Annotated in this window: 25 protein-coding genes; 22 read left to right on the top strand and 3 right to left on the bottom strand. The window is 72.8% G+C overall.

What is annotated here, in order from left to right; translation table 11 throughout:
- Positions 1 to 293: 293 nt before the first annotated feature.
- Positions 294 to 1136 carry an NYN domain-containing protein gene (locus NOCJ54_RS27500; RefSeq protein ID WP_036519200.1) on the bottom strand — a complete coding sequence of 281 codons (843 nt, stop codon included), beginning with the start codon at positions 1134 to 1136 and terminating at the stop codon, positions 294 to 296.
- A gap of 43 nt (positions 1137 to 1179) precedes the next feature.
- Positions 1180 to 2118 carry a LysR family transcriptional regulator gene (locus NOCJ54_RS0121270; RefSeq protein ID WP_028657088.1) on the bottom strand — a complete coding sequence of 313 codons (939 nt, stop codon included), beginning with the start codon at positions 2116 to 2118 and terminating at the stop codon, positions 1180 to 1182.
- Positions 2119 to 2259: 141 nt separating this feature from the next.
- Here NOCJ54_RS0121270 and NOCJ54_RS0121265 point away from each other — a divergent pair, with 141 nt between their 5' ends.
- The 6 genes from NOCJ54_RS0121265 to NOCJ54_RS0121240 all read left to right on the top strand — a co-directional run bounded on the left by NOCJ54_RS0121265 (position 2260) and on the right by NOCJ54_RS0121240 (position 9051).
- The gene (locus NOCJ54_RS0121265) at positions 2260 to 3522 is read left to right on the top strand and encodes an acyl-CoA dehydrogenase family protein (protein ID WP_028657087.1); all 1263 of its coding nucleotides are present in this window, start codon (positions 2260 to 2262) and stop codon (positions 3520 to 3522) included.
- A 10-nt stretch (positions 3523 to 3532) separates the two neighbouring features.
- A complete protein-coding gene (locus NOCJ54_RS27495; protein ID WP_051486245.1) occupies positions 3533 to 4825 on the top strand; it encodes an acyl-CoA dehydrogenase family protein in 1293 nt (430 codons plus the stop codon).
- 150 nt (positions 4826 to 4975) lie between these two features.
- On the top strand, positions 4976 to 6097 hold the full coding sequence (sfnG, locus tag NOCJ54_RS0121255; RefSeq protein ID WP_036519197.1) for a dimethylsulfone monooxygenase SfnG: 1122 nt from the start codon (positions 4976 to 4978) through the stop codon (positions 6095 to 6097).
- Positions 6097 to 7347 (top strand): SfnB family sulfur acquisition oxidoreductase, encoded by a 1251-nt coding sequence (locus NOCJ54_RS0121250; RefSeq protein ID WP_051486244.1) that lies wholly within the window; start codon positions 6097 to 6099, stop codon positions 7345 to 7347. The genes sfnG and NOCJ54_RS0121250 overlap by 1 nt, the downstream gene beginning before the upstream one ends.
- Positions 7348 to 7381: 34 nt before the next feature.
- A complete protein-coding gene (locus NOCJ54_RS0121245; protein WP_028657084.1) occupies positions 7382 to 8542 on the top strand; it encodes an LLM class flavin-dependent oxidoreductase in 1161 nt (386 codons plus the stop codon).
- On the top strand, positions 8539 to 9051 hold the full coding sequence (locus NOCJ54_RS0121240; RefSeq protein ID WP_232221855.1) for an NAD(P)H-dependent oxidoreductase: 513 nt from the start codon (positions 8539 to 8541) through the stop codon (positions 9049 to 9051). The genes NOCJ54_RS0121245 and NOCJ54_RS0121240 overlap by 4 nt, the downstream gene beginning before the upstream one ends.
- Positions 9052 to 9088: 37 nt before the next feature.
- Here NOCJ54_RS0121240 and NOCJ54_RS27490 read toward each other — a convergent pair whose 3' ends face one another.
- Positions 9089 to 10096 (bottom strand): DUF4349 domain-containing protein, encoded by a 1008-nt coding sequence (locus NOCJ54_RS27490; RefSeq protein ID WP_051486243.1) that lies wholly within the window; start codon positions 10094 to 10096, stop codon positions 9089 to 9091.
- Positions 10097 to 10177: 81 nt separating this feature from the next.
- Between NOCJ54_RS27490 and NOCJ54_RS0121230 the strand changes: the two genes are divergently transcribed.
- The 16 genes from NOCJ54_RS0121230 to NOCJ54_RS0121160 all read left to right on the top strand — a co-directional run bounded on the left by NOCJ54_RS0121230 (position 10178) and on the right by NOCJ54_RS0121160 (position 23645).
- Positions 10178 to 11521, top strand: a complete 1344-nt coding sequence (locus tag NOCJ54_RS0121230) for a protoporphyrinogen/coproporphyrinogen oxidase (RefSeq protein WP_028657082.1) — start codon at positions 10178 to 10180, stop codon at positions 11519 to 11521.
- Positions 11522 to 11807: 286 nt separating this feature from the next.
- A complete protein-coding gene (locus NOCJ54_RS27485) occupies positions 11808 to 12533 on the top strand; it encodes a hypothetical protein (RefSeq protein WP_051486242.1) in 726 nt (241 codons plus the stop codon).
- A 94-nt stretch (positions 12534 to 12627) separates the two neighbouring features.
- The gene (locus tag NOCJ54_RS27480) at positions 12628 to 14679 is read left to right on the top strand and encodes a histidine kinase (protein WP_157514995.1); all 2052 of its coding nucleotides are present in this window, start codon (positions 12628 to 12630) and stop codon (positions 14677 to 14679) included.
- A complete protein-coding gene (locus NOCJ54_RS0121215; protein ID WP_028657081.1) occupies positions 14676 to 15359 on the top strand; it encodes a response regulator transcription factor in 684 nt (227 codons plus the stop codon). The genes NOCJ54_RS27480 and NOCJ54_RS0121215 overlap by 4 nt, the downstream gene beginning before the upstream one ends.
- 37 nt (positions 15360 to 15396) lie before the next feature.
- Positions 15397 to 16122, top strand: coding sequence for a hydrogen peroxide-dependent heme synthase (hemQ, locus tag NOCJ54_RS0121210; protein WP_028657080.1), 726 nt, complete (start codon positions 15397 to 15399; stop codon positions 16120 to 16122).
- A gap of 381 nt (positions 16123 to 16503) precedes the next feature.
- Positions 16504 to 16953: a cupin domain-containing protein gene (locus NOCJ54_RS0121205; RefSeq protein WP_028657079.1), complete on the top strand. Its 450-nt coding sequence runs from the start codon at positions 16504 to 16506 to the stop codon at positions 16951 to 16953.
- A 26-nt stretch (positions 16954 to 16979) separates the two neighbouring features.
- Positions 16980 to 17438 (top strand): rhodanese-like domain-containing protein, encoded by a 459-nt coding sequence (locus NOCJ54_RS0121200; RefSeq protein WP_084255575.1) that lies wholly within the window; start codon positions 16980 to 16982, stop codon positions 17436 to 17438.
- A 57-nt stretch (positions 17439 to 17495) separates the two neighbouring features.
- Positions 17496 to 17912, top strand: coding sequence for a peptide-methionine (R)-S-oxide reductase MsrB (gene msrB / locus NOCJ54_RS0121195; RefSeq protein WP_028657077.1), 417 nt, complete (start codon positions 17496 to 17498; stop codon positions 17910 to 17912).
- Positions 17913 to 18063: 151 nt separating this feature from the next.
- Positions 18064 to 19305 (top strand): zinc metallochaperone AztD, encoded by a 1242-nt coding sequence (gene aztD, locus NOCJ54_RS0121190; RefSeq protein WP_028657076.1) that lies wholly within the window; start codon positions 18064 to 18066, stop codon positions 19303 to 19305.
- 52 nt (positions 19306 to 19357) lie between these two features.
- A complete protein-coding gene (locus NOCJ54_RS0121185; protein WP_028657075.1) occupies positions 19358 to 20431 on the top strand; it encodes a DNA polymerase domain-containing protein in 1074 nt (357 codons plus the stop codon).
- Between the two features lie 55 nt (positions 20432 to 20486).
- The gene (locus NOCJ54_RS0121180) at positions 20487 to 21410 is read left to right on the top strand and encodes a tyrosine-type recombinase/integrase (RefSeq protein ID WP_028657074.1); all 924 of its coding nucleotides are present in this window, start codon (positions 20487 to 20489) and stop codon (positions 21408 to 21410) included.
- Between the two features lie 424 nt (positions 21411 to 21834).
- On the top strand, positions 21835 to 22101 hold the full coding sequence (locus NOCJ54_RS30080) for a hypothetical protein (protein ID WP_198020297.1): 267 nt from the start codon (positions 21835 to 21837) through the stop codon (positions 22099 to 22101).
- Positions 22088 to 22366: a zinc finger domain-containing protein gene (locus tag NOCJ54_RS30740; protein ID WP_442937360.1), complete on the top strand. Its 279-nt coding sequence runs from the start codon at positions 22088 to 22090 to the stop codon at positions 22364 to 22366. Before NOCJ54_RS30080 ends, NOCJ54_RS30740 begins: the two co-directional genes overlap by 14 nt.
- On the top strand, positions 22363 to 23007 hold the full coding sequence (locus tag NOCJ54_RS0121170) for a hypothetical protein (protein WP_028657072.1): 645 nt from the start codon (positions 22363 to 22365) through the stop codon (positions 23005 to 23007). Before NOCJ54_RS30740 ends, NOCJ54_RS0121170 begins: the two co-directional genes overlap by 4 nt.
- Positions 23004 to 23168 (top strand): hypothetical protein, encoded by a 165-nt coding sequence (locus NOCJ54_RS29665; RefSeq protein ID WP_157514994.1) that lies wholly within the window; start codon positions 23004 to 23006, stop codon positions 23166 to 23168. Before NOCJ54_RS0121170 ends, NOCJ54_RS29665 begins: the two co-directional genes overlap by 4 nt.
- A 159-nt stretch (positions 23169 to 23327) precedes the next feature.
- A complete protein-coding gene (locus NOCJ54_RS0121160) occupies positions 23328 to 23645 on the top strand; it encodes a hypothetical protein (protein WP_028657070.1) in 318 nt (105 codons plus the stop codon).
- Positions 23646 to 23769: the final 124 nt, after the last annotated feature.

The following is a 23769-nucleotide window of genomic DNA, read 5'->3' as shown; positions in this document are numbered from 1 at the left end:
GACTCCCGGTGGTTGAGGTGCGAGGCCGCCCGCGGCCGAGCCTCGAAACCTCCGGGCCTGCAGGGCGGACTGTGCTGGGCACAGCCCGGCGTGCTGGTGCCGCTGGTTTCGAGGCTCGGCGCTGGCGCGCCTCACACCTCAACCAGCCGCGGCGGGTGAGCCTGGCGGCAAGCCCTGGGTTCGCCTCGCCGGACTGCCGGTGGTTGAGGTGCGAGGCCGCCCGCGGCCGAGCCTCGAAACCTCCGGGCCTGCGGGGCGGACTGTGGTGGGTGCAGTCCGGTGCACCGGGGTCGCTACTTCTTCGGCGCAGCCTTCTTGGCGCCGGTCTTCTTGGCGGCGGTCTTCTTGGCCGCCGTCTTGCGGGCGCCGGTGGTGACCGTCTTCTTCGCGGGGGCGGCGGTGGGGACGGGGACCTGGCCCTTCACGCCGACGCGGACGCCGGTGCCGGTGCTCTCGGTGGTCAGGTAGGGCTGGGACTCCACGAGGGGGAGCAGGCGGGGGAAGCCGTAGTGGCGGGGGTCGAAGGACGGGCTGGCCGTGCGGAGGTAGTTGCCCAGCGCGCCCAGGTCGACCCAGCCGTCGTCGCCGGAGGCGTTGTTGACGCCGCGCACCAGCAGGCTCTGCAGGTTCGGCAGCGGCGGGTCCTCGGCGGCCTCGGCGTCCACGGCGTCGTCGGCGTCGTCAGCGTCGTCGGGAGGGGAGTCCTTGCCGAGCACCTCGAGGTAGATGAAGGTGTCGCAGGCCGCCACGAGCGACTGCGGGGTCTTGCGCAGGCCCAGGCCGTAGACGGTGAGGCCGGACTCGCGGATGCGGGTGGCCAGCCGGGTGAAGTCGCTGTCGCTCGACACCAGCGCGAACGCGTCCAGGTTCCCGCTGTAGAGCAGGTCCATCGCGTCGATGATCAGTGCGGAGTCGGTGGAGTTCTTGCCGGTCGTGTAGGCGAACTGCTGGACCGGCACGATGGCGTGGTGGTTGAGCTCGCCCTTCCAGCCGCCGAGCTGCGAGGTGGTCCAGTCGCCGTAGGCGCGCTTGACCGTCGCGACGCCGTACTTGGCGATCTCCTCCAGCAGTGCCTCGGCGTGCCGGGGCGAGGTGTTGTCGGCGTCGATGAGCACGGCGATGCGGGTCGCGGTCATGTCGCCATCATGGCCGACCCGCCCCGCAGCCCCGTGCAGGGCGTCAGGAGGCGGCGCCGGCCTTCACCTCGGCCCTCGAGGACGCGCGGTACTCCGCGGCCCGGGTCGCCAGGGCGTTCTGCAGCTCGCGCACGGGCAGCGGCTGCTGCAGCGACCGGCGCTGGCGCAGCTGGAGGGTGACCGTCGTCTGGTTCCCGGCGATCGGGCGGGGCTCGATCATCCCGACGCGCTGGAGCGGGCAGCCGATGACGGAGTAGTCCGGGAGCACGGTGACGCCGACGCCCTCGGCGACCAGCGCCTTGCCCATCTCCGCGCCGTCGGTGCTGTGCGCCGCCGGCGGCACGTCCGGGCCGAACGCGCGGTGCACGTAGCGGTGCATGACGTAGCCGGCGCGCATCATCACGAAGCGCTCGTTGCGCAGCTCGTCGAGGGTGACCTGCGGGCGGGCGAGGAGGGCGTGCCCCGCCGGCAGCACGGCGACCGGCCGGCCGTGCAGGAGGTCGACGCCGTCGAGTCCGATCGGCGGGTCGTCGCCGTCGAGCACGTTGACCAGGCCGAGGTCGAGGGTGCCCTCGGCCAGCTGCTCGTCGATCTGCGCCTGCTGCAGGGTGAGCACCTCGACGGTGGTCCCCGGGTGCCGCTCCTGGAAGGCCCGCACCGCCGGCACCAGCAGGGTCGAGGTCGCGGCGTGCACCGTGCCGACCCGGATCACGCGGGTGTCGGTGCGCTGGTCGCCGGCGGCGGCGCGCAGCCGGTCGACGGCCGCGAGCACCTCGGTCATGTAGGGGAGCAGCTCCCGGCCGTCGCGGCTGATCCGGGCACCGGAGCGCCGGCGGTCGAGCAGGGTGACCCGCAGCTCCCGCTCGAGCTTGGTGATGGCCTCGCTGAGCGCCGGCTGGGAGAGGTGCAGCTTCTCGCTGGCCCGCCGCAGCGAACCGTGCTGCGTCACCGCCGCGAGGTACTCGAGCTGTTCGATCCGCATGGGTGCTGCCTTTCACGTCCATCGGCGACGCCGTGGGTCGAGGGGGTTGTTCCCGGAAGTAAGTCAAGTAAGTCTGTAGACAAACGTTAACACGACGGACCCGGCCGTGCCGACCGTCTCGACACGAGGAGACACGCCCTCATGACTGCCGACCTCACCTCCCCGACCGGCGCCACTGCCGGCGCCGCCCCCGGAGGCTGGACCGACCGACCGACGACGCCCGAGGGCTGGGTCGAGCGGGCGCGCCAGGTGGCCACCACGCTCGCCGCCGACGCCGTGCAGCGCGACCGCGCCCTCGCCGTACCGACCGCGGAGGTGCAGCTGCTCAAGGACTCGGGCCTGGTCACCCTGCTCGGACCGGTGGAGCACGGCGGGGCCGGCCAGGACTGGACCACGGCGCTGCGCGTGATCCGCGCGGTCAGCGCCGGCGACGGGTCGATCGGACAGCTGCTCGGCTACCACCTGCTGTGGTTCTGGGCCGTGCGGCTGGTCGGCACGCCGGAGCAGGTCGCCGCCGTCGAGGAGCAGGCGACGAAGGAGCAGTGGTTCTTCGGTGGTGCGGTCAACCCGCGCGACGCCGACCTGGTGATCACCGACGAGGGCGACGAGATCGTCTTCCGTGGCGAGAAGTCCTTCTCCACCGGCGGTCGGGTCTCCGACGTCACCGTGCTCGAAGGTGTGCTCGACGGCACCGACAAGCACGTCTTCGCGATCGTGCCCACCCAGCAGCCCGCGATCCGGTTCAAGGGGGACTGGGACAGCCTCGGCCAGCGGCTGACTGAGAGCGGCGGCGTCGTCATCGACGGCGTCCGCGTGCCGTGGGAAGCCGCGGCCGGCTACGTGCGGACCGCGAACGGCTGGGAGTTCCAGCCGCGTGTCTACAACACCCTCAACGTGCCGCTGATCCAGATCATCTTCGCCAACATCTACCTCGGCATCGCCGAGGGGGCGCTCGCCACCGCGGCGACCTACACCCGCGAGAAGACCCGGCCCTGGCCCTACACGCCGGACCTCAAGGAGACCGCGACCCAGGAGTTCTACATCCTCGAGACCTACGGCGAGCTGCGCTCGAAGCTGTGGGCCGCCGAGGCGCTCACCGAGCGCGCGGCCACGCTCATCGAGGCGATCAACGCCCACGCCGACACGGTCACGCCCGAGGAGCGCGGCGAGGCGGCCGTGCTCATCGCGGCCGCCAAGCAGGTCGCGATCGACACCGGCCTCGAGATCGGCACCCGCGTCTACGACGTCACCGGCGCCCGCGCGACCGCGAGCTCGGTCGGCCTCGACATCTTCTGGCGCAACATCCGCACCCACAGCCTCCACGACCCGGTCGCCCACAAGCGGGCCGAGGTCGGGCGCTACGCGCTGCTCGGCGAGCTGCCCGAGCCGACCTGGTACACGTGAGGAGGCCGCGATGAGCACCAGTGACGACCGCGCCCGGCTCGAGGAGCTCCGGGCGGCGTACCAGCCGCTGCTCGCCGAGATCGGCGCCGGCTCGCTGCAGCGCGAGCTCGACGACGTCCTGCCCGACCAGGAGGTCCGCCGCCTCAAGGAGAGCGGCTTCGGGGCGCTGCGCGTCCCGACCGGGTACGGCGGCCGCGGGGTCTCGATTCCAGCACTCACGCAGCTCTGGATCGACCTCGCGGCCGCGGACAGCAACCTGCCGCAGGCCCTGCGCGGGCACGCCGCCCTGGTCGAGGACCGGCTGTGGCAGCACGCGCAGGGCCGCGACCAGCGGGAGTGGTTCGACCGCTTCGCCGCCGGCGAGATCGCCGGCAACGCCTGGTCGGAGGTCGGCGCGACGGCGATCGACACCCAGCAGACCGTCCTGACCGCGCAGTCCGACGGCAGCTACCGGCTGACGGGCAGCAAGTTCTACACGACCGGCACGATCTACGCCGAGTGGGCCGACGTCTACGTCCGGCGGGTCCGCGAGGGCCACGACGACGACTTCGCGATCGCGATCGTCGACACCCGCGACCCTCAGGTCACCGTCACCGACGACTGGGACGGCTTCGGCCAGCGGGGGACCGGCAGCGGCACGACCACCTTCGACGGCGCGGTCGTCCCTGCCGCGAACGTGCTGGCCTTCGGGGAGCGCTTCCCGTACCAGACGGCGCTCTACCAGCTGAACCTGCTGGCGGTCCTCGCCGGCATCGGACGGGCGGCGGTGGCCGACTTCGTCGACCACGTGCAGCGCCGCGAGCGCAACTACTCCCACGCCAACGCGGCGCGGGTGCGCGACGACGCGCAGGTGCTGGCCCGGATCGGTGAGGCGTCCGCCGCGGTGTACGCCGCCGAGGCGGCCACGCTGCGGGTCGCGGAGGCCATCCAGGCCGTCGCCGACCTGGCGCCGGTCGCGGCGAGCGCGCCCGAGCAGGTGGCGGCCGCCAACGAGCGGGCCGAGGTCGAGTCGTCGGCGGCGCAGGTCGTCGTGACCGATCTCGTGCTCGGGCTGACGACCGACCTGTTCGACACCCTCGGCGCGTCGGCCACGGCGATCAGCAAGGGCCTCGACCGACACTGGCGCAACGCGCGCACGGTGTCCTCGCACAACCCGCGCATCCTCAAGGCGCGGGTGGTCGGCGGCCACCTCGTCAACGGCACGCCGCCGCCGTACGCCTGGGCCATCGGCCGGACCCCGGCGGGCACCGCCGTCGACGCGGCTGCGGCTGCGGCCGACGCCCCGGTGCCGAGCCCGGCCTGACGGTCCGGAGGCAGGGTGCAAGGCCCTGCCTGTCGCGGGGTCGCCGGTTCCACGGAGCCGGCGGCCCCGATCCGATTCCTGTTCCACTTCTTCTCCGCTAATGTCTAGCGAACTACTCGACTTAGTTCCTCCGAGACCAGAGGTACCGCCATGAACGACCAGATCTTCGACCCCGAAGCCTTCGCCCAGCCGCTCAAGTTCGCCTACTGGGTCCCCAACGTCAGCGGGGGCCTGGTGGTCAGCAAGATCGAGCAGCGCACGGACTGGGGCTACGACTACAACGTCGAGCTCGCCCGCCTGGCCGAGAACAACGGCTTCGAGTACGCCCTGTCCCAGGTGCGCTACATCGCGTCGTACGGCGCGGCGTACCAGCACGAGTCGACCAGCTTCAGCCTCGCGCTGCTGCTCGCGACCGAGCGGCTCAAGGTGATCTCCGCGGTCCACCCGGGCCTGTGGCAGCCGGGCGTGCTCGCCAAGCTCATCGCCACCGCCGACCAGATCTCCGGCGGCCGCGCCGCGATCAACGTCGTCAGCGGCTGGTTCAAGGACGAGTTCACCAAGCTGGGCGAGCCGTGGCTCGAGCACGGCGAGCGCTACCGCCGCGCCGAGGAGTTCATCCGCTACGTCCGCGAGATCTGGACCTCGGACCACGCCGAGCTCAACGGCGACTTCTACCGCCTCCACGACTTCGACCTCAAGCCGAAGCCGCTGAGCTCGCCGGACCGCCCGCACCCCGAGATCTTCATGGGCGGCAACTCCACCGACGCCCGCGGCATGGGCGGCCGCGTGACCGACTGGTACTTCGCCAACGGCAACACCCCCGACGGCATCGCGGAGCAGGTCCGTGACGTCAGCGACGTGGCCACCGTGCACGGCCGCAAGGTGAAGTTCGGCGTCAACGGCTTCTTCATCGGCCGCGACACCGAGGCCGAGGCCCGCGACGTGCTGCGCGAGATCATCGACAAGGCCGACCGCGAGGCCGTCGAGGGCTTCGGCGCCGCCGTCAAGCAGGCCGGCCAGAGCACCGGTGACAAGAAGGGCATGTGGCAGGACTCCGAGTTCGCCGACCTGGTCCAGTACAACGACGGCTTCCGCACCGGCCTGATCGGCACGCCCGAGCAGATCGCCACCCGGATGATCGAGTACAAGAAGCGCGGCGTGAACCTCTTCCTGCTCGGCTTCCTGCACTACCTCGAGGACGTCGAGTACTTCGGCCGCGAGGTGCTCCCGCTGGTCCGCGAGCTCGAGGCCGCGGAGCTGGAGCGGGTCTGATGTCGCTCACGTCCATCGCGCCCGTCGACGCCGTCGCCCCGGCGTACGTCGACCCGGCCACCCACACCGCCGACTCGGCGATCGCCGCGGCGGCCGACCTGGCCGTCCGGCTCGCCGAGGGCTCGGCCCGGCGCGACCAGGAGCGGATCCTCCCGGTCGCGGAGGTCGATGCCCTTTCAGCCGCCGGCCTGCTGGCCCTCACCGTCCCCGTCGAGCACGGCGGCCCCGGGCTCGGCGCCACCGTGCTGGCCGAGGTCGTGCGGCTGCTCGCCACCGGCGACCCCAACGTGGCCCAGATCCCGCACAGCCACTTCGTCTACGTCAACGCGCTGGTCGAGCAGGGGACCGAGGAGCAGAAGCGGTTCCTGCTCGGTGAGGTCGTCGCCGGCAAGCGCTTCGGCAACGCGCAGTCCGAGGTCCGGAGCAAGCACGTACGCGACCACGCCACGACGCTGCGTCCCGACCCCGAGCGCCCGGGTGACTGGGTGCTCGACGGCGAGAAGGGCTACGCCACCGGCGCCTACCTCGCGCACTGGATCCCGGTCCTGGCCCACCTCGACGAGGGCGGCCCGCTCGCCGTCGCGTGGGTCGGCCGCCACGCCGAGGGCGTCACGGTCATCGACGACTGGGACGGGCTGGGGCAGCGCACGACCGCGAGCGGGACCGTCCGGCTCGAGGACGTCCGGGTCGCGGCGGACCGCGTGACGCCGTACCACCTGACGTTCGAGCGACCCCAGGCCTACGGCTCGTTCGCCCAGCTCCTGCACGCCGCGATCGACGCCGGCATCGCCCGCGCCGCGATCCGCGACGCCGCCGCGTTCGTGACCACGAGGAGCCGGCCCTACCCGGACGCACTCGCGCTCTACGACACCGACAGCGCCGCCGACGACCCGCTGGTCGTCCAGGCGTTCGGCGAGGTCGAGCTGCAGGTGCGCGGCGCCGAGGCGCTGCTCGCCGAGGCCGGCCGGGCCGTCGACCGCGCCCGGGCCGACCTCACCGCGGAGACCGCGGCCGAGGCCAGCCTCGCGGTGTCCGCGGCGCGGGCCGCCACCACGGCGGCCTCGCTGGAGGCGGCCAGCCGCCTCTTCGAGGTGGCCGGCACCCGGTCGGCGCTCAGGACCCTCGACCTCGACCGCCACTGGCGCAACGCCCGCACCCACACCCTGCACGACCCGGCCGCGTGGAAGGTGCACCACCTCGGCCGCCACGCCATCGACGGCACCCCACCCCCCAACCACGGCCAGATCTGATCCACCCTCGCGCCTGTCCAAGGAAAGCCCCCTCATGTCACTGAAGTTCCACTGGTTCCTCCCCACCAACGGCGGCGACGGCCGCCACGTCGTCGGCGGCGGCCACGGCGTCAACCCCGGCCAGTCCGGGCGCCCGGCCGACGTCTCCTACCTCACCCAGGTCGCGCGGGCGGCCGAGGACAACGGCTTCGAGGCCGCGCTGACCCCGACCGGGGCCTGGTGCGAGGACGCGTGGGTGACCACCGCGATGCTGGCCCAGACCAGCGCGCGGCTGAAGTTCCTCGTCGCCTTCCGGCCCGGCCTCGTCGCGCCGTACCTCGCCGCCCAGATGGCGACCACCTTCCAGAACCTCACCGACGGCCGCCTGCTGCTCAACGTCGTCACCGGCGGGGAGAGCCACGAGCAGCGGATGTTCGGCGACTACCACGACAAGGACGCGCGCTACGAGCGCTGCGGGGAGTTCCTCGACATCGTGCGCCGGCTCTGGGCCGGCGAGACCGTCGACTACGAGGGGAAGCACCTCTCGGTCGACGCGGCGCGGCTGGGCTTCCTGCCCGCGAAGCTCCCGGAGATCTACTTCGGTGGCTCCTCGCCGGCGGCCGGGAAGGTCGCCGCCGAGCACGCCGACGTCTACCTCACCTGGGGCGAGCCGCCGCAGGCCGTGGCGGAGAAGATCGCGTGGATCCGCGAGCTCGCGGCCGCCGAGGGGCGGGGCCCCGACCACCGGCCGATCCGCTTCGGCATCCGGATGCACGTGATCACCCGCGACACCGCCGAGGAGGCGTGGGCCGAGGCGGACCGCCTGCTCAGCGAGATCGACCCCGAGACCGTGCGCAAGGTCCAGGAGGGCCTGCGCCGCAGCGAGTCCGAGGGCCAGCGCCGGATGCTCGACCTGCACGACGGCCGCACCGACGACCTCGAGGTCTACCCGAACGTCTGGGCCGGCGTCGGCCTGGTCCGCGGTGGCGCCGGGACCGCGCTCGTCGGCAGCCACGAGGAGGTCGCCGACCGGATCCAGGAGTACGCCGAGCTCGGCCTCGACGAGTTCGTGCTCTCGGCGTACCCGCACCTCGAGGGCGCCTACTGGTTCGGCGAGGGTGTCCTGCCGATCCTCGCCGAGCGCGGCCTGTGGAAGCACGACGGTCCGCAGCGGCAGTACGGCTCGGCGGTCCCCTTCGCGTCGGTGGGACGGTGAGCGCGGTGTCGGGCGGGAGCTCCCCGCGCACGGTGGTCGTCGTCGGCAACCCGAAGCCGGCCAGCCGCACCCTGGACGCCGCGCTGCTGCTGCACCGCGAGCTGGTCGGCCGCGAGCCCGACCTCGTGGTCGACCTGGCCACGGTCGGCGCCCGGCTCTTCGACTGGACCGACGCCGAGGTCGCCGAGGCGGTGGCCCAGGTGGCTGCGGCCGACCTGGTCGTCGTCGCGTCGCCGACCTACAAGGCGACGTACACGGGGCTGCTGAAGCTCTTCCTCGACCGGTTCGGCGCCGGCGAGCTCACCGGGGTGACCGTCCCGCTGATGCTCGGCGGGGGACCGGGCCACACGCTGGCCCCCGAGCACGGGCTGGTGCCGCTGCTCAGCCACCTCGGCGGGGTCGTGCCGGGCAGCCCGCTCTACGTCCGCGACAAGCAGCACGACGACCCGGCGGCGTACGCCGACTGGCTGGCGCGCAGCCGCCCGGTCGTCGAGAAGCTGCTCGCCTGACCCTCCCGTCGCCCCGGCTGCACCCCTGTCGTGGGGATCAGGGGCCGGCCGGGGCGGGGGGTGCGGACCGGCGTGCGCCGCGGCGCCGGACCAGGAGCCACAGCGGCGCCACGACCAGGGCGAGCAGGCCCAGCCACGGCAGCAGGAAGCCGACCACGGTCAGGATCGCGACGAGTCCGCCGACGAAGCTGTCCCAGCCGGCGGCCAGGCCCTCGACGAATCCGTCCGTCTCGTCCTCCTCGTCCGCGCGGTCACCGTCCGGCTGCTCGATCGTGACGGTGATCGTCGAGAACGACGTCTGGTCGGCGAGGTACTCCTGCCGCGCCACCAGGGAGTCGAGGTCGGCCTGCCGTGTCGCCAGCTCGCGCTCGACCGAGATCACCTGCTGGATGTCCTTCGCCTGGGCGAGCAGCGCCTGCACCCGGGCGACGCTGGCCCGCTGGGCGCGGACCCGTGCGGCCACGTCGACCACCTCGGTGCTCACGTCCTCCCCGGACGTCGTCGAGCCGAGCAGCGTGGCGACCTCCTCCAGCTCGCGGGTCGCGTCGTCGAAGCTGTCGCTCGGGACCCGCGCCACCAGCCGGGCGGTGCCCAGCCGGCCCTCCTCGGCGGTCGAGGTCTCCTGGTCGGTGATCGTGCCGCGGTACATGTCGACCACCTTGCGGACGTCGAAGCGGGCCTTGCCCACGTCCTCGGACTCGAGGCCGATGGTGCCGGTGCGGATGACCGCCGCCCCCGGCGAGACGCGGGCGGCGTCCCGGCCGGGGTCGACCACCCGGGCGACACCGGCGGCGTCGTCACCCTGGGCGGCGTCGGCCGCCTCGGCCTCCGCCCCGGCCGCGCGTCCCTCGTCGCCGATGTCCGCCGGTTCGGCCTCGGACATCGCCACGTCCGCGCCCGACGAGGAGTCCGAGCCGGAGCCGGCACACCCGGCGAGGAGCACGGCGACGAGTGCGACGAGGGCCGCGAGCAGGGCAGGGGGGCGGGTGCGGCTGCGGGACCGGCTGCGGGACCGGCTGGTGGGGCGGGGGTTCGTCGGGTTCATGCGGATGCGACGCGGCACCGGGCCGAGCGGTTCCCGACGGCTGGCGGCAGGCGCTGGAGGTGGCTCTGGGAGACTGGTGCCGTGCGCAGCGCGATCGTCGTCGGGGCCGGGATCGCCGGGCTCGTGGCCGCCCGGGACCTCGCCGACGCCGGTGCGTCGGTCCTGCTCCTCGAGGGCACCGACCGGCCCGGCGGCAAGCTCCGCGGCGACCGCGTCGCGGGGGTGCAGGTCGACGTCGGCGCCGAGGCGATGCTGCACCGCCGGCCCGAGGGCTCGGCGCTCGCCGGCGACCTCGGCCTGCCGCTCGTGCACCCCACCCGGGCGAGCTCGCGGGTGTGGACCCGCGGCGCCCTGCGCCCGCTGCCGCGCAGCCTGATGGGTGCGCCGCTCGACCTCGACCAGCTCGAGGCGACCGGCATCCTCTCGCCCGAGGGGATGGCCCGCGCCCGCCAGCAGGTGGTCCGGCACACCGACGGGGACGCCTCCGTCGGCGACCTGGTGGCGAGCCGCTTCGGCGACGAGGTGGTCGACCGGCTGGTCGAACCGCTCCTCGGCGGCGTGTACGCCGGGCAGGCCCGCCGGATCTCCGTGCGCTCCGCCGTGCCGCAGCTCGCCGACCTCCTGGCCCGCGACGACTTCACCCTGCCGCAGCCGCCGGGGGACGCCCCGCCCGTCTTCGCCGCCGTGGAGGGTGGCATGTGGCGGCTGCCCGCCGCGCTCGCGGCCGACTTGGCTGACCGGCCCGGCGTCGAGGTCCGCTACGACGCGCCCGTGACCGGTTGTCGTCGTACCGGCGGGGGGTTCGGGGTCACCACGCCGACCGGCGAGGAGACCGCCGACCTGCTCGTCGTCGCCACCCCGGCCGCGCCCGCCGCCCGCCTGCTCGCCGACGTCGCGCCCGTCGCCGCGACCGAGCTCGCCGAGGTCGCCTACGCCTCGGTCGCGCTGGTGACCTTCGCCTTCCGCGCCGACGACCCCGGCGTCGCCGAGGCGCTCGACGTCGGTGCCTCCGGCTTCCTCGTCCCGCCCGTCGACGGCCGTCGGGTGAAGGCGTCGACCTTCTCCTTCGCCAAGTGGGACTGGGTCCGCGACGCCGGCGACGGCCTGCTCGTGCTGCGCACCTCGCTCGGCCGGTACGGCGAGGAGGCGACCCTCCAGGTCCCCGACGAGGAGCTGGTGCGCGCGTCCCTGGCGGACCTCGCCGAGGCCACCGGCCTGCGTGCCGAGCCCGTCGACGCCGTCGTGCAGCGCTGGGGCGGCGGCCTCCCGCAGTACTGGGTCGGCCACACCGAGCGCGTCGCCCGGATCCGCGCCGCCGTCGCCCCCGTCCCCGGCCTCGCCGTCTGCGGTGCCGCCTACGACGGCGTCGGCATCCCCGCCACCATCGCCTCCGCCCGTACCGCCACCGCCTCGCTCCTCACCTGACCCCGCCGAGGTGTGAGGCTTTGCGCCGCGAGGTGTGAGGCTTTGCGCCGCGAGGTGTGAGGGTGTGCCGGCCGCAGGCACGTCGGGCGACGATCCGGCACACCTCGTGCCCCGAACCGTCGCACCTCGGGGTCGGGACCCAGCCACGTCGTGCCGCCAACTTTCACACCTCGCGGTGCACAGGCACGCACCTCGTCGTCGCGGGGTACGACGAGGGGCGGGTGTCCCGGGAGGTGTGCCGGGTTGTCCCTGTCGGGTGGGACACGCGGCCCGGCACGGTCAGGGCATGACAACGCAGACCCACCGCCCCGCCCCCGCCCTCGACCCGACCCAGGACCAGCGCCAGGGCCAGCACGACGAGCCGACGACCTACCCGCCGACCCGGTGGGCGCTGTCCGGCCTGCTGGCCGGTGTCGCCGGGATCGGCATGATGGTGACCTCGTCGATGGTCAACGCCGTCTACGACCCCGACATCCAGGGGGACGCCCAGGCCGTGTCCGACAAGCTCGGCGACCTCGTCCCGCAGATGCTGGCGTTCCACACCTTCACGATGCTGAGCGCCGTGCTGATGGTGCCCTTCGCGGCCGGGCTGCACCGCCGGCTCAAGGCCACGGCCGGTCGCGACAGCGTGCTGCCGACCGTCGCCTTCACCGGCGTCGTGATCACCGCGGTGATGCTCGTCGTCGGCTCCGGCCTCGACACGGAGTTCATCTTCGCGGCCGGCTCGGACATGGTCGTCCCGGAGAGCGCCACCTTCTTCAACCACTGGATCGGCACCGTGCCGTGGTGCTGGGGCCTGCTGGGCCTCTCGGGCCTGTGCCTGTTCGGCGTCGCCCGCGAGGGCGGCCTGCCGCGGTGGCTCGGCCTCGTCGGCCTCGTCGGCGGCGGCCTGACCCTGCTCATCGGGCTCTCCCCGCTGCAGTACATGGCCGGTATGACCGGCCCGGTCGGCATGATCGTCATCGCCGTGGGCTTCCTCGCGGGCGACAAGGCCTTCCGCGGCCGCGCCTGACCCGGCACCCGAGGAACCAGTGCCGATCGCGACCGCAGCCGGTCCGGCTCCCATTCCGCCACGGAGGGGGCCGGGCCGGCTGCACAATGTGCCGGTGCAGAGCGACCCCCGCCCCCGCGGTGCCCGGCTGGCCACCGTGCTGGCGGTGCCGGCGCTGTGCGTGCTGCTCCTGCCGGCCGGTGCCTGGCTGGACCTGACCGCTCCGGCGTCCGGCCCGGGCATCGACGTCGCCTCCGGCGGCGCGGGCTGGCCGTGGATCGTCAACGGCGCCGTCCTCGGTGTCCTCGCGGCCGTCGTCCTGCTGCGCGGCCACACCCAGCGCTTCGGCTGGGTGCTCGCCGCCTACGGGTTGTTCTGGTCCCTCGACGGGTTCGCGCAGAGCTACATCCGTGCCGGCCTCACCGCGGACGACGCGTGGCCGGGCATGACCTTCGCGCTGTGGTTCCTCAACCGCTTCGGCGCCTACCTCACCGCCGTCATCGCCGGCCTGCTGCTGGTCTTCCCGACCGGCCGCTTCCTCCCCGGCCGCTGGACGCCGGCGTCGTGGGTGGCGGTCGGCATGCTCGTGCTCAGCGGCCTCGCCGTCCTCGTCGCCCCGGCCGAGGGGGAGCAGCGGATCGACAGCCTTCCGCCGGGGATCGACCAGGACCCCACCTCGCTCGGCGTCCTCGCCGGGCACGGCCCGCAGGTCGTCTCCCTCGGCATCGCCCTCGGTGTGGCCGCGTTCTTCTTCTCCCTGCTCACCGTCGTGGTCCGCTACCGCCGCTCCGCCGGGCTGGAGCGTGACCGGATGCGCTGGCTGCTGTGGAGCGTGCTGGTCATCGTCGGCGTCCTGCTCATCGGCGCAGTCTTCCCGCTCCCTGCGGGTGACCACCTCGGCGCATTCACCGCGACCGTGGTGCCACCCGCCGCGATGACGGTCGCCATCGTCCGCCCGGCGCTCGCGCCGATCCAGGAGCTGCTCGCCCGGACGGCCGTGCTGGGCGCGGTCCTCGCCGTCCTGGTGCTGGCCGACGTCGCGGTGCTCGGCCTGCTCACCCTCGCCCTCGACGACGACCTCAGCCGGGCGCAGGTCGTGGCCGTCGTGCTCGCGGTCGCGGTCCTGCTCTACGGGCCGCTGCGCCAGCGCCTGTCCGCGCTCGTGCGGCGGCTGCTGCTCGGCGAGCGCACCAACCGGTACGACGTCGTCGCGGGCCTCGCCTCGACGCTGGAGACCACCGACGACACCAGTGAGCAGTTGGCCGCCGTCGCGCAGGCGGTGGCGACGGCGTTCGGTGTGCCGTTCGTCAGCGTGGAGGTCGAGCGCACCCACGGCGAGCGGCTGGTCACCACCGTCGGGGACCGCCCCGGGCACGTGCGCACGCTGCCGATCACCTACCGCGGGGCCACCATCGGCAGCCTGGTGCTGCCGGCGCGCGGCCTGCGCAGCCAGCTCACCCTGCGTGACCAGCAGCTGCTCGGCGACCTGGTCCGGCAGGCTGCGACCGCCGCGCGCGCCAGCCAGCTCGCCGAGGAGGTGCAGCGCAGCCGCGAGCGCCTCGTCACCGCACGCGAGGAGGAGCGACGCCGGATCCGCCGCGACCTCCACGACGGCTTCGGGCCCGCCCTGTCGGGCATCGTCTTCCAGCTCGAGGCCGCGCGGATGACCGTCGACCGTGACCCGCAGGCCGCACGGGAGCAGATCGAGAAGGTCAGCGCCCAGGTGCAGGACGTCGTCGCCGACGTACGACGCCTGGTGCACGACCTGCGCCCGCCCGCCCTCGACGACCGGGGGCTCGTCGGGGCGCTGCGCCAGCAGGCCGAGACCCTCGACCTCCCGCTCGCCATCACCGCGGCCGACCTCGCCGGACGCTTGCCGGCGGCGGTCGAGGTGGCGGCGTACCGCATCGCCGGCGAGGCGCTCACCAACGTCGCGAGGCACGCGCAGGCCTCCGGCGTCCGCCTCCGGCTCGACGTCACCGGGGACGACCTCCTGGTCGAGGTCGCCGACGACGGGGTCGGCATCGCGCCCGACCGCACCGCCGGCGTCGGCCTGTCCAGCCTGCGCGAGCGGGCCGCCGAGCTCGGCGGCAGCACCACCATCACCAGCCCTCCGGACGGCGGCACGGTCGTCTCGGCCCGACTCCCGCTGAGGACGCCCGCATGAGCACCGCACCGCCCACCCCGACCGCCCCGGTCCGCGTCGTCGTGGTCGACGACCACCAGATCGTCCGCGACGGGCTCGTCGCCCTGCTCGGCGCGCTCGACGGGCTGGAGGTCGTCGGCACGGCGGCCGACGGCCGTGCGGCGCTGCACGTGGTGCAGGAGACCACGCCGGACCTCGTCGTGATGGACATCCAGATGCCCGGGCTGGACGGCATCGAGGCGACCCGCTTCCTCACCGGCCGTGACCCCTCGCTGCGCGTGGTGATGCTGACGATGAACGAGGACGACGACACCATCCTCGCCGCAGTGCGGGCGGGTGCCTGCGGCTACCTGCTCAAGGGGGCCGGCGCCGAGGAGGTGCAGGCCGCGATCCGCTCCGCCGCGGCGGGCGGGATGGTCTTCGGCGCCAGCCTGGCGGAGCGGATCGCGGCGTTCTTCGCCGGGGCCGCCGCCGCCCCCGCGGTCGCCGCCGACGAGCCCTTCCCGGGCCTGACCGAGCGCGAGCGCGACGTCCTGCACCTCATCGCCGCCGGCCGGACGAACGACGAGATCGCCGCCGAGCTCTACGTCTCGAACAAGACCGTGCGCAACGCCGTGTCCGCGATCTACGCCAAGCTGCACGCCACCGGCCGGGCCGACGCGATCGTCAAGGCCCGCGAGGCCGGTTACGGCCGGGACTGACGTCGGGCGCCGCGGGGCGGCGCGGCACAATGGAGGCATGTCGGACCCCCAGGCGCACATCAAGTCGAACGCGGCGAAGATCAACGAGCTCAACGAGACCATCCGCTTCACCATGTGGTCGGTCTTCAAGCTCGAGCAGCCGCTGGGCAACGACGAGGTGGTCCGCAAGAACGAGCTCGCCGAGCTCGAGGCCCTGGTCGCCGACCTGGCCGCCTCCGACGTCGTCGTCCGCGGCGTGTACGACGTCGCCGGGCTCCGCGCCGACGCCGACATCATGGTCTGGTGGCACGCCGAGACCAGTGACCAGCTGCAGGACGCCTACCACCGGTTGCGCCGGACCGCCTTCGGTGCGCGTCTCGCGCCGGTGTGGTCGCAGATGGCCCTGCACCGCCCGGCCGAGTTCAACCGCAGCCACCTGCCGGCGTTCCTCGCCGACGAGCGCGTGCACGACTACGTCGCGGTCTACCCCTTCGTCCGCTCCTACGAGTGGTACCTCCTCGAGGACTCCGAGCGTCGTCGCCTGCTCGCCGAGCACGGCCAGATGGCCCGCGGCTACCCCGACGTCCGGGCCAACACCGTGCCGAGCTTCGCGCTCGGCGACTACGAGTGGATGCTGGCCTTCGAGGCCGACGACCTGACCCGGATCGTCGACCTCATGCGGCACCTGCGCGGCTCGGAGACCCGCCGCCACGTGCGCGAGGAGGTCCCCTTCTACACCGGCCGGCGGATCGACCTCGCCGACCTGCTCGACCGCCTGCCCTGATCCGGCGCCCCACCAGGGGCATCGAGCCTTCCTTTCCCCGGGCGTCTACCGTCCGGCGCTGCGCCCTGCCGTCGACCCCTCGCACCCGCCGGCGGGGCGGATCGGCCGACCGACGCGCCGGCCCACGCGCGAAGTTTGCAAACTCTATTGAATTAATGCACTATTGAGCCATGTCCGGTTCCCCGCTCGCCTCCCGCGCCACGTGGCGCGCCGGCGGGCTGTGTCGTCGCTGCTGCTGATCCCGCCCGCACCTTCCCCAGCCGCTGGTCCAGCTCCGGTCCAGCTCCTGATCCAGCTCCGAACCACCTGTCGGTCCAGCGCTGCTGCGGCCCCTCGCGCCGCCGGCGCTGCGCCGACCCACCTCCCCGGAAGGGAACTCCGATGACCCAGCTCGCCGTCCTGCCCCTGCTCGAGGTCGTCCGCGGCCACGCCGCCGACCCCGACCTGCCCCACCTGCTCGAGCGCGACCCGCACGAGCGGACGTGGACCCGTGTCCTCGCCACCGACGCCTACGAGCTCTGGCTGATCTCGTGGCCGCCCGGAGCCGCCACCGACTGGCACGACCACGGCTCCTCCTCCGGCGCCTTCACCGTCCTGGAGGGCCGGCTCACCGAGCACACCTTCGACGGCGGCCTCCAGCTCGTCGACCTCTCCGTCGGTGACGGCAAGGCCTTCGGCGCCGGCTACGCCCACGACGTCCGCAACGAGACCGACCGGCCGGCCCTCTCGCTGCACGCCTACTCGCCGCGGCTGTCCTCGATGACCCGGTTCCGCTTCCGGGGCGACCGCCTCGAGGCGCTCGGCGTCGAGCGCGCGGGAGAGGAGTGGTGACCGCCCTGCTGGCTACCGTGGCGGACATGCAGCGCAACCAGCGCCGCGGTGCTGACGGGCCGGGCCCGGGACGCCCGGCCCCGCGGTACGACGGCGTGGACGCCCTGCTCGCCGACGCCCGCTCCCGCCTCGACCGGATCAGCGTCCGGGCTGCCTTCCAGGAGCTGGTCACCGACGAGGACGCCGTCCTCGTCGACATCCGCCCGGCCGCCCAGCGGGCCGCCGAGGGTGAGGTCGCGGCGACGCTGCCCGTGCTCGTGGTCGAGCGCAACGTGCTCGAGTGGCGCTTCGACCCGCGCAGCGACGCGCGGGTCCGCGAGGCGTCGTACGACCTGCGGGTGATCGTGCTCTGCCAGGAGGGCTACACCTCCTCGCTGGCGGCCGACGCCCTGCAGGCCCTCGGCATCCACCGGGCGACCGACGTCGTCGGCGGCTTCGCGGCCTGGCGCTCCGCCGGGCTGCCGGTCGCCGGGGTCGTCGCCTGAGGGACGCCGCGGTGGCGCCCGCGAGGTCCGCGTGCGTGGCTGAGTACGCTCGATGACATGGCATACGAGGTCGACAAGACGGACGAGGAGTGGCGCGCGACGCTGACTCCCGAGGAGTACCACGTGCTCCGCGAGGCCGGTACCGAGCGCGCGTTCACCGGCGAGTACACCGACACCGAGACCACGGGCGTCTACCGGTGCAAGGCCTGCCAGGCCAAGCTGTTCGAGTCCGACACGAAGTTCCACTCCGGGTGCGGGTGGCCGAGCTTCTACCAGCCGATCAGCGACACCATCGAGTACATCGAGGACCGCTCGCACGGCATGGTCCGCACCGAGGTGCGGTGCGCCAATTGCGGCTCGCACCTGGGCCACGTCTTCCCGGACGGCTTCGGCACCCCGACCGGCGACCGCTACTGCATCAACTCCATCTCGCTGACGCTGGAGCCCGTCGACGGCGCGCACAGCGCCGACTGAGTCCGCCTGGGATCAGCTCCCGCGGCGCCGCTCGTCGCACGGCCCGGACACCCGCACTGCGGGTGCCCGGGCCGTTTCGTTTCTGCGCACCTGCCGGCAGTGCGGTGAGTCCGGCTTGACGTGGCGGCTATTGCGAATGAGAATCATTCTCATGAAGATCGCACGCATCGCTCCACTCGCCCTTTCCCTGCTCGCCTCCTCCGCCCTCGTCGCCTGCGGCGCGGAGGAGTCGTCGCCTGCACCGGCCGCGGCGGGCAGCCCGCCGTCCGCCACCGAGGTCGGCGCACCGAGCCCCCGCCTCGCGATGTCGTACGACGGCGGAGTGCTCGTCCTCGACGCCGGCTCGGGGGAGGTGCTGCTCGACGAGCACGTCGACGGGTTCCTCCGGCTGAACCACGCTGGCGACGACCGGCACGTGCTGGTCTCCGGCTCCGGCGGCTTCACCGCGCTCGACACCGGCGCGTGGACCGATGCGCACGGCGACCACGGCCACTCCTGGGTGGGCGAGCCCCGGCTCACCGGCTTCACCATCAAGGCCGAGGAGCCCGGCCACGTCGTCGCCCACCACGGCCGGACCACGGTGTTCGACGACGCGACGGGCGACATCACCGCCTTCGACCCCGCCGACCTGGCGGACCTCGAGGGCGACGGCGGGGCCGGTCCGCGGCTCGACACGTGGGAGTCCGTCGACGCTCACCACGGCGTCGCCGTCCAGGACGGGCACGGCAACCTCATCCGCACCGTCGGTGATGCCGACTCCCGCAACGGCGTGGAGGTCGTCACCGCCGCCGGCAACCGGCTGGCGGCCTCCGACGACTGCCCCGGCGTGCACGGCGAGGCAGTCGCCGGCGAGGTCGCTGTCATCGGGTGCGAGGACGGCGTGCTGCTCGTCGACGGCCGCGAGATCACCAAGGTCGACGCTCCCGACGCCTACGGCCGGATCGGCAACCAGGCCGGGCACGACGACTCGCGCTACGTCCTGGGGGACTACAAGGTCGACCGCGACGCCGAGCTCGAGCGCCCGACGAGGGTGTCCGTGGTCGACACGCGCACTGCGGGCCTGCGCCTGGTCGACCTCCCGGCCAGCTACAGCTTCCGCTCGCTCGGTCGCACTCCCGACGGCGACGGCCTGGTGCTCGGCACCGACGGCCGGCTGCACGTCGTCGACGTCCGCACTGCCCGGGTCAGCTCGTCGCTCCCGGTGACCGCCGCGTGGCAGGAGCCTCTCGACTGGCGGGAGGCCCGCCCGCTGCTCGAGGTCGTGGGCGGGACCGCGTACGTCACCGAGCCCGCCACGAAGCAGGTCCACGTCGTCGACCTGGCCCGTCGTGAGGTCGTCGACAGCCTCACGGTGCCGGAGGTGCCCATCGAGCTGCGTGCCGTGACCGGCTGACGCGCCGGTCTCGTCTCATCCCGGCCCCGTCACCAGCCCGTAGGCTCGCCACATGGCGAAGACCGCTGCGGCGATGGTGCAGGCCGGCGACCGGGAGGTCCGGGTGTCCAGCCCGGACCGGGTGGTCTACGAGGCCACGGGGCGCACGCCCGAGGTCACCAAGCTGATGGTGGCGGAGTACGTCGTCGCCGTCGGTGACGGCCTGATGCGGGCGCTGCGCGACCGGCCCACCGCGCTGGAGCGGTGGCCGTCGGGGGTCCGGGAGGGCTTCCGGCTGGCCACCGGCCCGCGTGACAACGACGCCGAGGCCTTCTACCAGAAGCGCGTCCCCAAGGGGGCTCCCGACTACCTGGAGGCCGTCGAGATCACCTTCCCGTCCGGCCGCGCCGCCGAGGAGATCTGCCCGACCGAGATCGCGGTCCCGGTCTGGTGCGCGCAGATGGGGACGCTGACCTTCCACCCGTGGCCGGTACGACGCGACGACGTCGACCACCCCGACGAGCTGCGCATCGACCTCGACCCGCAGCCGGGCACGACCTTCGGCGACGCCGTCCGCGTCGCCGGGGTCGCCCGCGAGCTGCTCGAGGAGCTGGGCCTGCGCGGCTACCCGAAGACCTCCGGCAACCGCGGCGTCCACATCTACGTGCGCATCGAGCCGCGCTGGGAGTTCACCGACGTGCGGCACGCCGCGATCGCGTTCGGCCGCGAGCTCGCCCGCCGCGACGACCAGGTCACCACGGCCTGGTGGAAGGAGGAGCGGGGCGAGCGGATCTTCGTCGACTACAACCAGAACAACCGCGACCGGACCATCGCCTCGGCGTACTCCCTGCGCCCGCTGCCCGGCGCCCCGGTGTCCACGCCGATGACGTGGGACGAGATCGCCGGCGTCACCGACCCGCGCGAGTTCAACCTCTTCACGGTTCCCGACCGGGTCGCCGACGGCGACCCGTGGGCGGGCATCGACGAGGAGGCCTTCTCGCTCCAGCCGCTGCTGGACCTGTGGGAGCAGCAGGCCGCCGACGGCGAGGGCGAGCTCAACTTCCCGCCCGACTACCCGAAGATGCCGGGCGAGCCGCCAAGAGTCCAGCCCAGCCGAAAGAACCCTTTGAACTGGGAAAACTCTTGAACTGACTGCGTTGGGGGAGTGGGCACAGCGCTCACTCACGGGATAACCTACCCCCATGAGCGCGCGGTTGGTAGACCTTCATCGAAGTTTCGGCCGCCACCTGCGCGCCGAGGGCAAGTCCGACCGCACCATCAAGATCTACGGCCAGTCGATCCGGTTCTTCTCCGACTGGCTCGAGGCCCAGGGCCGTACCGCCACGCTCGACGAGCTCAACCGACCAGCGATCCGCGAGTGGCTGGCTGAGCTGGCCGACCGCAACGAGCCGGGCACCGTCAAGACCCGCTACCGCGGCCTGTTCCGCTTCTGCGGCTGGCTGGTCGACGAGGACGAACTCGACGAGAACCCCATGAAGACCCTGTCGCCACCCGAGCCCAAGGCCAAGCCCGTCCCCGTGCTCTCCGACGCCGAGCTCGCCGCCCTGATGAAGGCATGCGACGGCAAAGAGTTCAACGACCGGCGCGACGAGGCCATCATGCGCCTCCTGCTCGACTGCGGTCTGCGCGTCTCCGAGCTGTGCTCGCTCACGGTGCCCATGTACGACGACCGCGGTCGCATCGTCGCCGGCATCGACCTCGACGACGGCATGGCGCTCATCAAGGGCAAGGGCGACAAGATCCGGCCGGTCTACTTCGGCGCCCGCACCGCCCGCGCCATCGACCGCTACCTCCGCGCTCGACGCACCCACCGCTGGGCACACCTCGACGCCCTGTTCCTCACCCAGCGCGGCGCCCTCAGCGCCGACGGCGCCCGAGACCGCGTCAAGCTCCGCGGCAAGCAAGCCGGCATCGTCGACCTGCACCCGCACCGATTCCGCCACACCTGGGCACACGACTTCCTCATGAGCGGAGGACAGGAGCGCGACCTCAAGCGGCTCGCCGGCTGGACCTCCGACGTCATGCTCGAGCGCTACGGCGCCAGCGCAGCCGACGCGAGGGCCAAGGCCGCCGCCCAGCGGCTCAAGCGCGGCGACCGGGTCTAGTCCGGTAGCTCGAAAGAAAACTTTCGGCGCTGAGCAAGCTTGACTGTTCGGTCCAGTTGGCACGCATAGAACCGCACAGGACCGCACACGACCCCCTGCGACCCCGAATCCGCCTTCAAATGGGCGATCTGCCCTGTGCGCTGCCACGACGCCCGGTCTTGCACACGGCATTTCGCGTCCGTAGTGTGATTCACAGAGGTTGAAAGAGCGCATCAGACCACGGTAGGCGACGTTGGTCAATAGTTTTCAGCCCGAAATCTCGAAGACCCAGGGTGAACGGCGTCAAAGGTGTTGGCGCACCTCGACCGCTCAAGCCCTGGGTCACAAGTCCCGGCCCTGTTCAGAAGGCGGTCCTCGTATGCACACGGTACCTCCCCGCTCCACCCCATCGGAACTCCACCTCGCCCGTTCGGCAGCCGCTCACATGTCGTGGGCGAACACCACCGACCGAACCGCTCGCACGGCCAAGGCCCGAGCGGCGCTGGAGCAGAAGTTCCTCGAGCAGGCCGGCGGAGATCCGCTCCGCGCTGCTCACCTGCGCAAGGCGCACTACGCCCAGATGGCCCTCAAGTCCGCGCAGGCGCGGCGAAGGGCACGCGAGGCTGTAGAGGCTGCCCAGGAGCTCGCCCAGGCCGCTGACGCGGTCGAGGCCGAGTTCCGTGCGCTGGGCGGCCCCGATGCCGCTGCCTGAGGCCAACCACGTCTTCTACGACGTCGACGCGACCACACCAGAGCCCCGGCCGCGGTGGCATGGCTCCCTGTGCACGCCCGAGTGCGATGCCCTGTCGCGCCCATGCCACCTTCACCGGCCCAGCCGTCGCTTGCCGGCGCTCGAGGTTCCGTGCACTCACTGTGGCGCCGAGGCGGGTCGTCCCTGCCACACCATCACCCGCAACCGTGACCGGCTGACCAAGGCCCCCGGCGAGTGCCATCCGTCCCGACTGGAGGCGGCGTGAGCTACCTCAAGGTGGAGCACCGGGTGCTCAACGATCCGCGGGTCCTCGGCCTGTCGCCGGCCGCCTTGGTGGCCCATGTGTACGCACTCGACTTCTGCAACGAGCAGGCCACTGACGGCGAGATCCCCTCGGCAGTAGCGCACCGGATGATGTGCCAGCTCGACCCCGTCGAGATCGTCGGCGCGTTCCGCGAGCTCGTCGACGCGGGTCTCTGGGAGCAGACGACCGACGGCTACGCCTGCCCTGAGTTCCTGGCCTACGGACTGCCGGCCGACGAGCAGCGAACCACCCGCGACAAGTGGGCGCAGGACAAGCGGCGGCGCCGCCTCCACGGCATCGGAAACCACGCTCTCTGCACTCCCCAGAAGTGCCCCGCCAAGGCCGCTAGTGGAACTGAGTCCACCCCCGAGGTGGAACTGAATCCAGCCAATGGTGGACGACCCGACCCGACTCGACTCGACTCGACCCCTAAAGGGTCGAGGAGAGAGTCGGAGGGGCCGTCGCTTCGCGCTGGCGCGCAAGCGGCCGGCCTGAGGGTGGTGCCCGCGGACCACGACGGCAGCTGCATTTGCGAGGTTCCCGGCAAGGTGACCATCGAAGGCGACTGCGTTGCCTGCTACGGCAGGGCGGTGACCGCATGAGCCGCGTCGACCGCTACGGCGATCCCATCGAGGACGAGCCCGAAGAGGCAGATCGTTGGCATGACCCGCGCTGCCGTGACGGATGGCTCGGCGAGGACCTCCAGGGCCGTCCGGTGCCCTGCCTGCAATGCCGTCCCCACCTGCTGCGGCTGCTGCGTTGACCGCCCCCTGTTCGACGACTTCGACCCCGCCACGGGCGAGGTCGGGCCGGTCACCTGGCCCCTCGTCGTCGAGCACATCCGCCGCCTCGCCTGCGGCCACTGGACCACCCACCACCACATCCGAACGCACCGCGGATGCTCCAACCAGAAGGAACCCGCATGAACCCGCCCACCACCACCCCCGACCTCGAGCGCGCACAGCAGTTGTTCGAGCACGCCGCGCGCTGCTCCGGCCCCGCGTTCGCCGCGTTCACCACCGGCAGCGGCGCCATGAAGCTGCGCTGTCGGGGATGCGAGCGCCAGGTTCCCGTTGCCCGACTGCTCGAGAACACCGACGAGGACCCCCACCTGACCCGGTACCGCCTGACCTGCATCTGGTGCGGGCAGACCATGCGCCTGTCCAGCCCGATGCCTCGCCAGCCGCTGCACACCTCGTGCGCACTAGACCGCCGCCGCGTTCGAGGGGAGGCCGCCTGATGCCTCTCACCCGTGCCCAGCTCGACCTGGTGCCCGACGACCTGCTGACCGCACGCCGGACCAACGACCTCGTCGACTGGCTGTACGCCCGCGGCTGGTCGATGTCCCTGCTCGAGCTCGACAC

Source organism: Nocardioides sp. J54, assembly GCF_000519005.1.
In the GTDB taxonomy this organism is placed as follows: domain Bacteria; phylum Actinomycetota; class Actinomycetes; order Propionibacteriales; family Nocardioidaceae; genus Nocardioides.
This window is presented reverse-complemented; position numbering and strand designations above follow the sequence as displayed.

Coding starts and splice junctions, on each gene's coding strand:
- aztD (WP_028657076.1), top strand. CDS start 18,064: ATGAAGATCGCACGCATCGCTCCACTCGCCCTTTCCCTGCTCGCCTCC.
- NOCJ54_RS27495 (WP_051486245.1), top strand. CDS start 3,533: ATGAGCACCAGTGACGACCGCGCCCGGCTCGAGGAGCTCCGGGCGGCG.
- NOCJ54_RS0121245 (WP_028657084.1), top strand. CDS start 7,382: ATGTCACTGAAGTTCCACTGGTTCCTCCCCACCAACGGCGGCGACGGC.
- NOCJ54_RS0121215 (WP_028657081.1), top strand. CDS start 14,676: ATGAGCACCGCACCGCCCACCCCGACCGCCCCGGTCCGCGTCGTCGTG.
- NOCJ54_RS0121265 (WP_028657087.1), top strand. CDS start 2,260: ATGACTGCCGACCTCACCTCCCCGACCGGCGCCACTGCCGGCGCCGCC.
- NOCJ54_RS30740 (WP_442937360.1), top strand. CDS start 22,088: ATGCCGCTGCCTGAGGCCAACCACGTCTTCTACGACGTCGACGCGACC.
- NOCJ54_RS0121200 (WP_084255575.1), top strand. CDS start 16,980: ATGCAGCGCAACCAGCGCCGCGGTGCTGACGGGCCGGGCCCGGGACGC.
- sfnG (WP_036519197.1), top strand. CDS start 4,976: ATGAACGACCAGATCTTCGACCCCGAAGCCTTCGCCCAGCCGCTCAAG.
- msrB (WP_028657077.1), top strand. CDS start 17,496: ATGGCATACGAGGTCGACAAGACGGACGAGGAGTGGCGCGCGACGCTG.
- hemQ (WP_028657080.1), top strand. CDS start 15,397: ATGTCGGACCCCCAGGCGCACATCAAGTCGAACGCGGCGAAGATCAAC.
- NOCJ54_RS0121180 (WP_028657074.1), top strand. CDS start 20,487: ATGAGCGCGCGGTTGGTAGACCTTCATCGAAGTTTCGGCCGCCACCTG.
- NOCJ54_RS0121250 (WP_051486244.1), top strand. CDS start 6,097: ATGTCGCTCACGTCCATCGCGCCCGTCGACGCCGTCGCCCCGGCGTAC.
- NOCJ54_RS30080 (WP_198020297.1), top strand. CDS start 21,835: ATGTCGTGGGCGAACACCACCGACCGAACCGCTCGCACGGCCAAGGCC.
- NOCJ54_RS0121270 (WP_028657088.1), bottom strand. CDS start 2,118: ATGCGGATCGAACAGCTCGAGTACCTCGCGGCGGTGACGCAGCACGGT.
- NOCJ54_RS0121160 (WP_028657070.1), top strand. CDS start 23,328: ATGAACCCGCCCACCACCACCCCCGACCTCGAGCGCGCACAGCAGTTG.
- NOCJ54_RS29665 (WP_157514994.1), top strand. CDS start 23,004: ATGAGCCGCGTCGACCGCTACGGCGATCCCATCGAGGACGAGCCCGAA.
- NOCJ54_RS27500 (WP_036519200.1), bottom strand. CDS start 1,136: ATGACCGCGACCCGCATCGCCGTGCTCATCGACGCCGACAACACCTCG.
- NOCJ54_RS27490 (WP_051486243.1), bottom strand. CDS start 10,096: ATGAACCCGACGAACCCCCGCCCCACCAGCCGGTCCCGCAGCCGGTCC.
- NOCJ54_RS0121185 (WP_028657075.1), top strand. CDS start 19,358: ATGGCGAAGACCGCTGCGGCGATGGTGCAGGCCGGCGACCGGGAGGTC.
- NOCJ54_RS27485 (WP_051486242.1), top strand. CDS start 11,808: ATGACAACGCAGACCCACCGCCCCGCCCCCGCCCTCGACCCGACCCAG.
- NOCJ54_RS0121205 (WP_028657079.1), top strand. CDS start 16,504: ATGACCCAGCTCGCCGTCCTGCCCCTGCTCGAGGTCGTCCGCGGCCAC.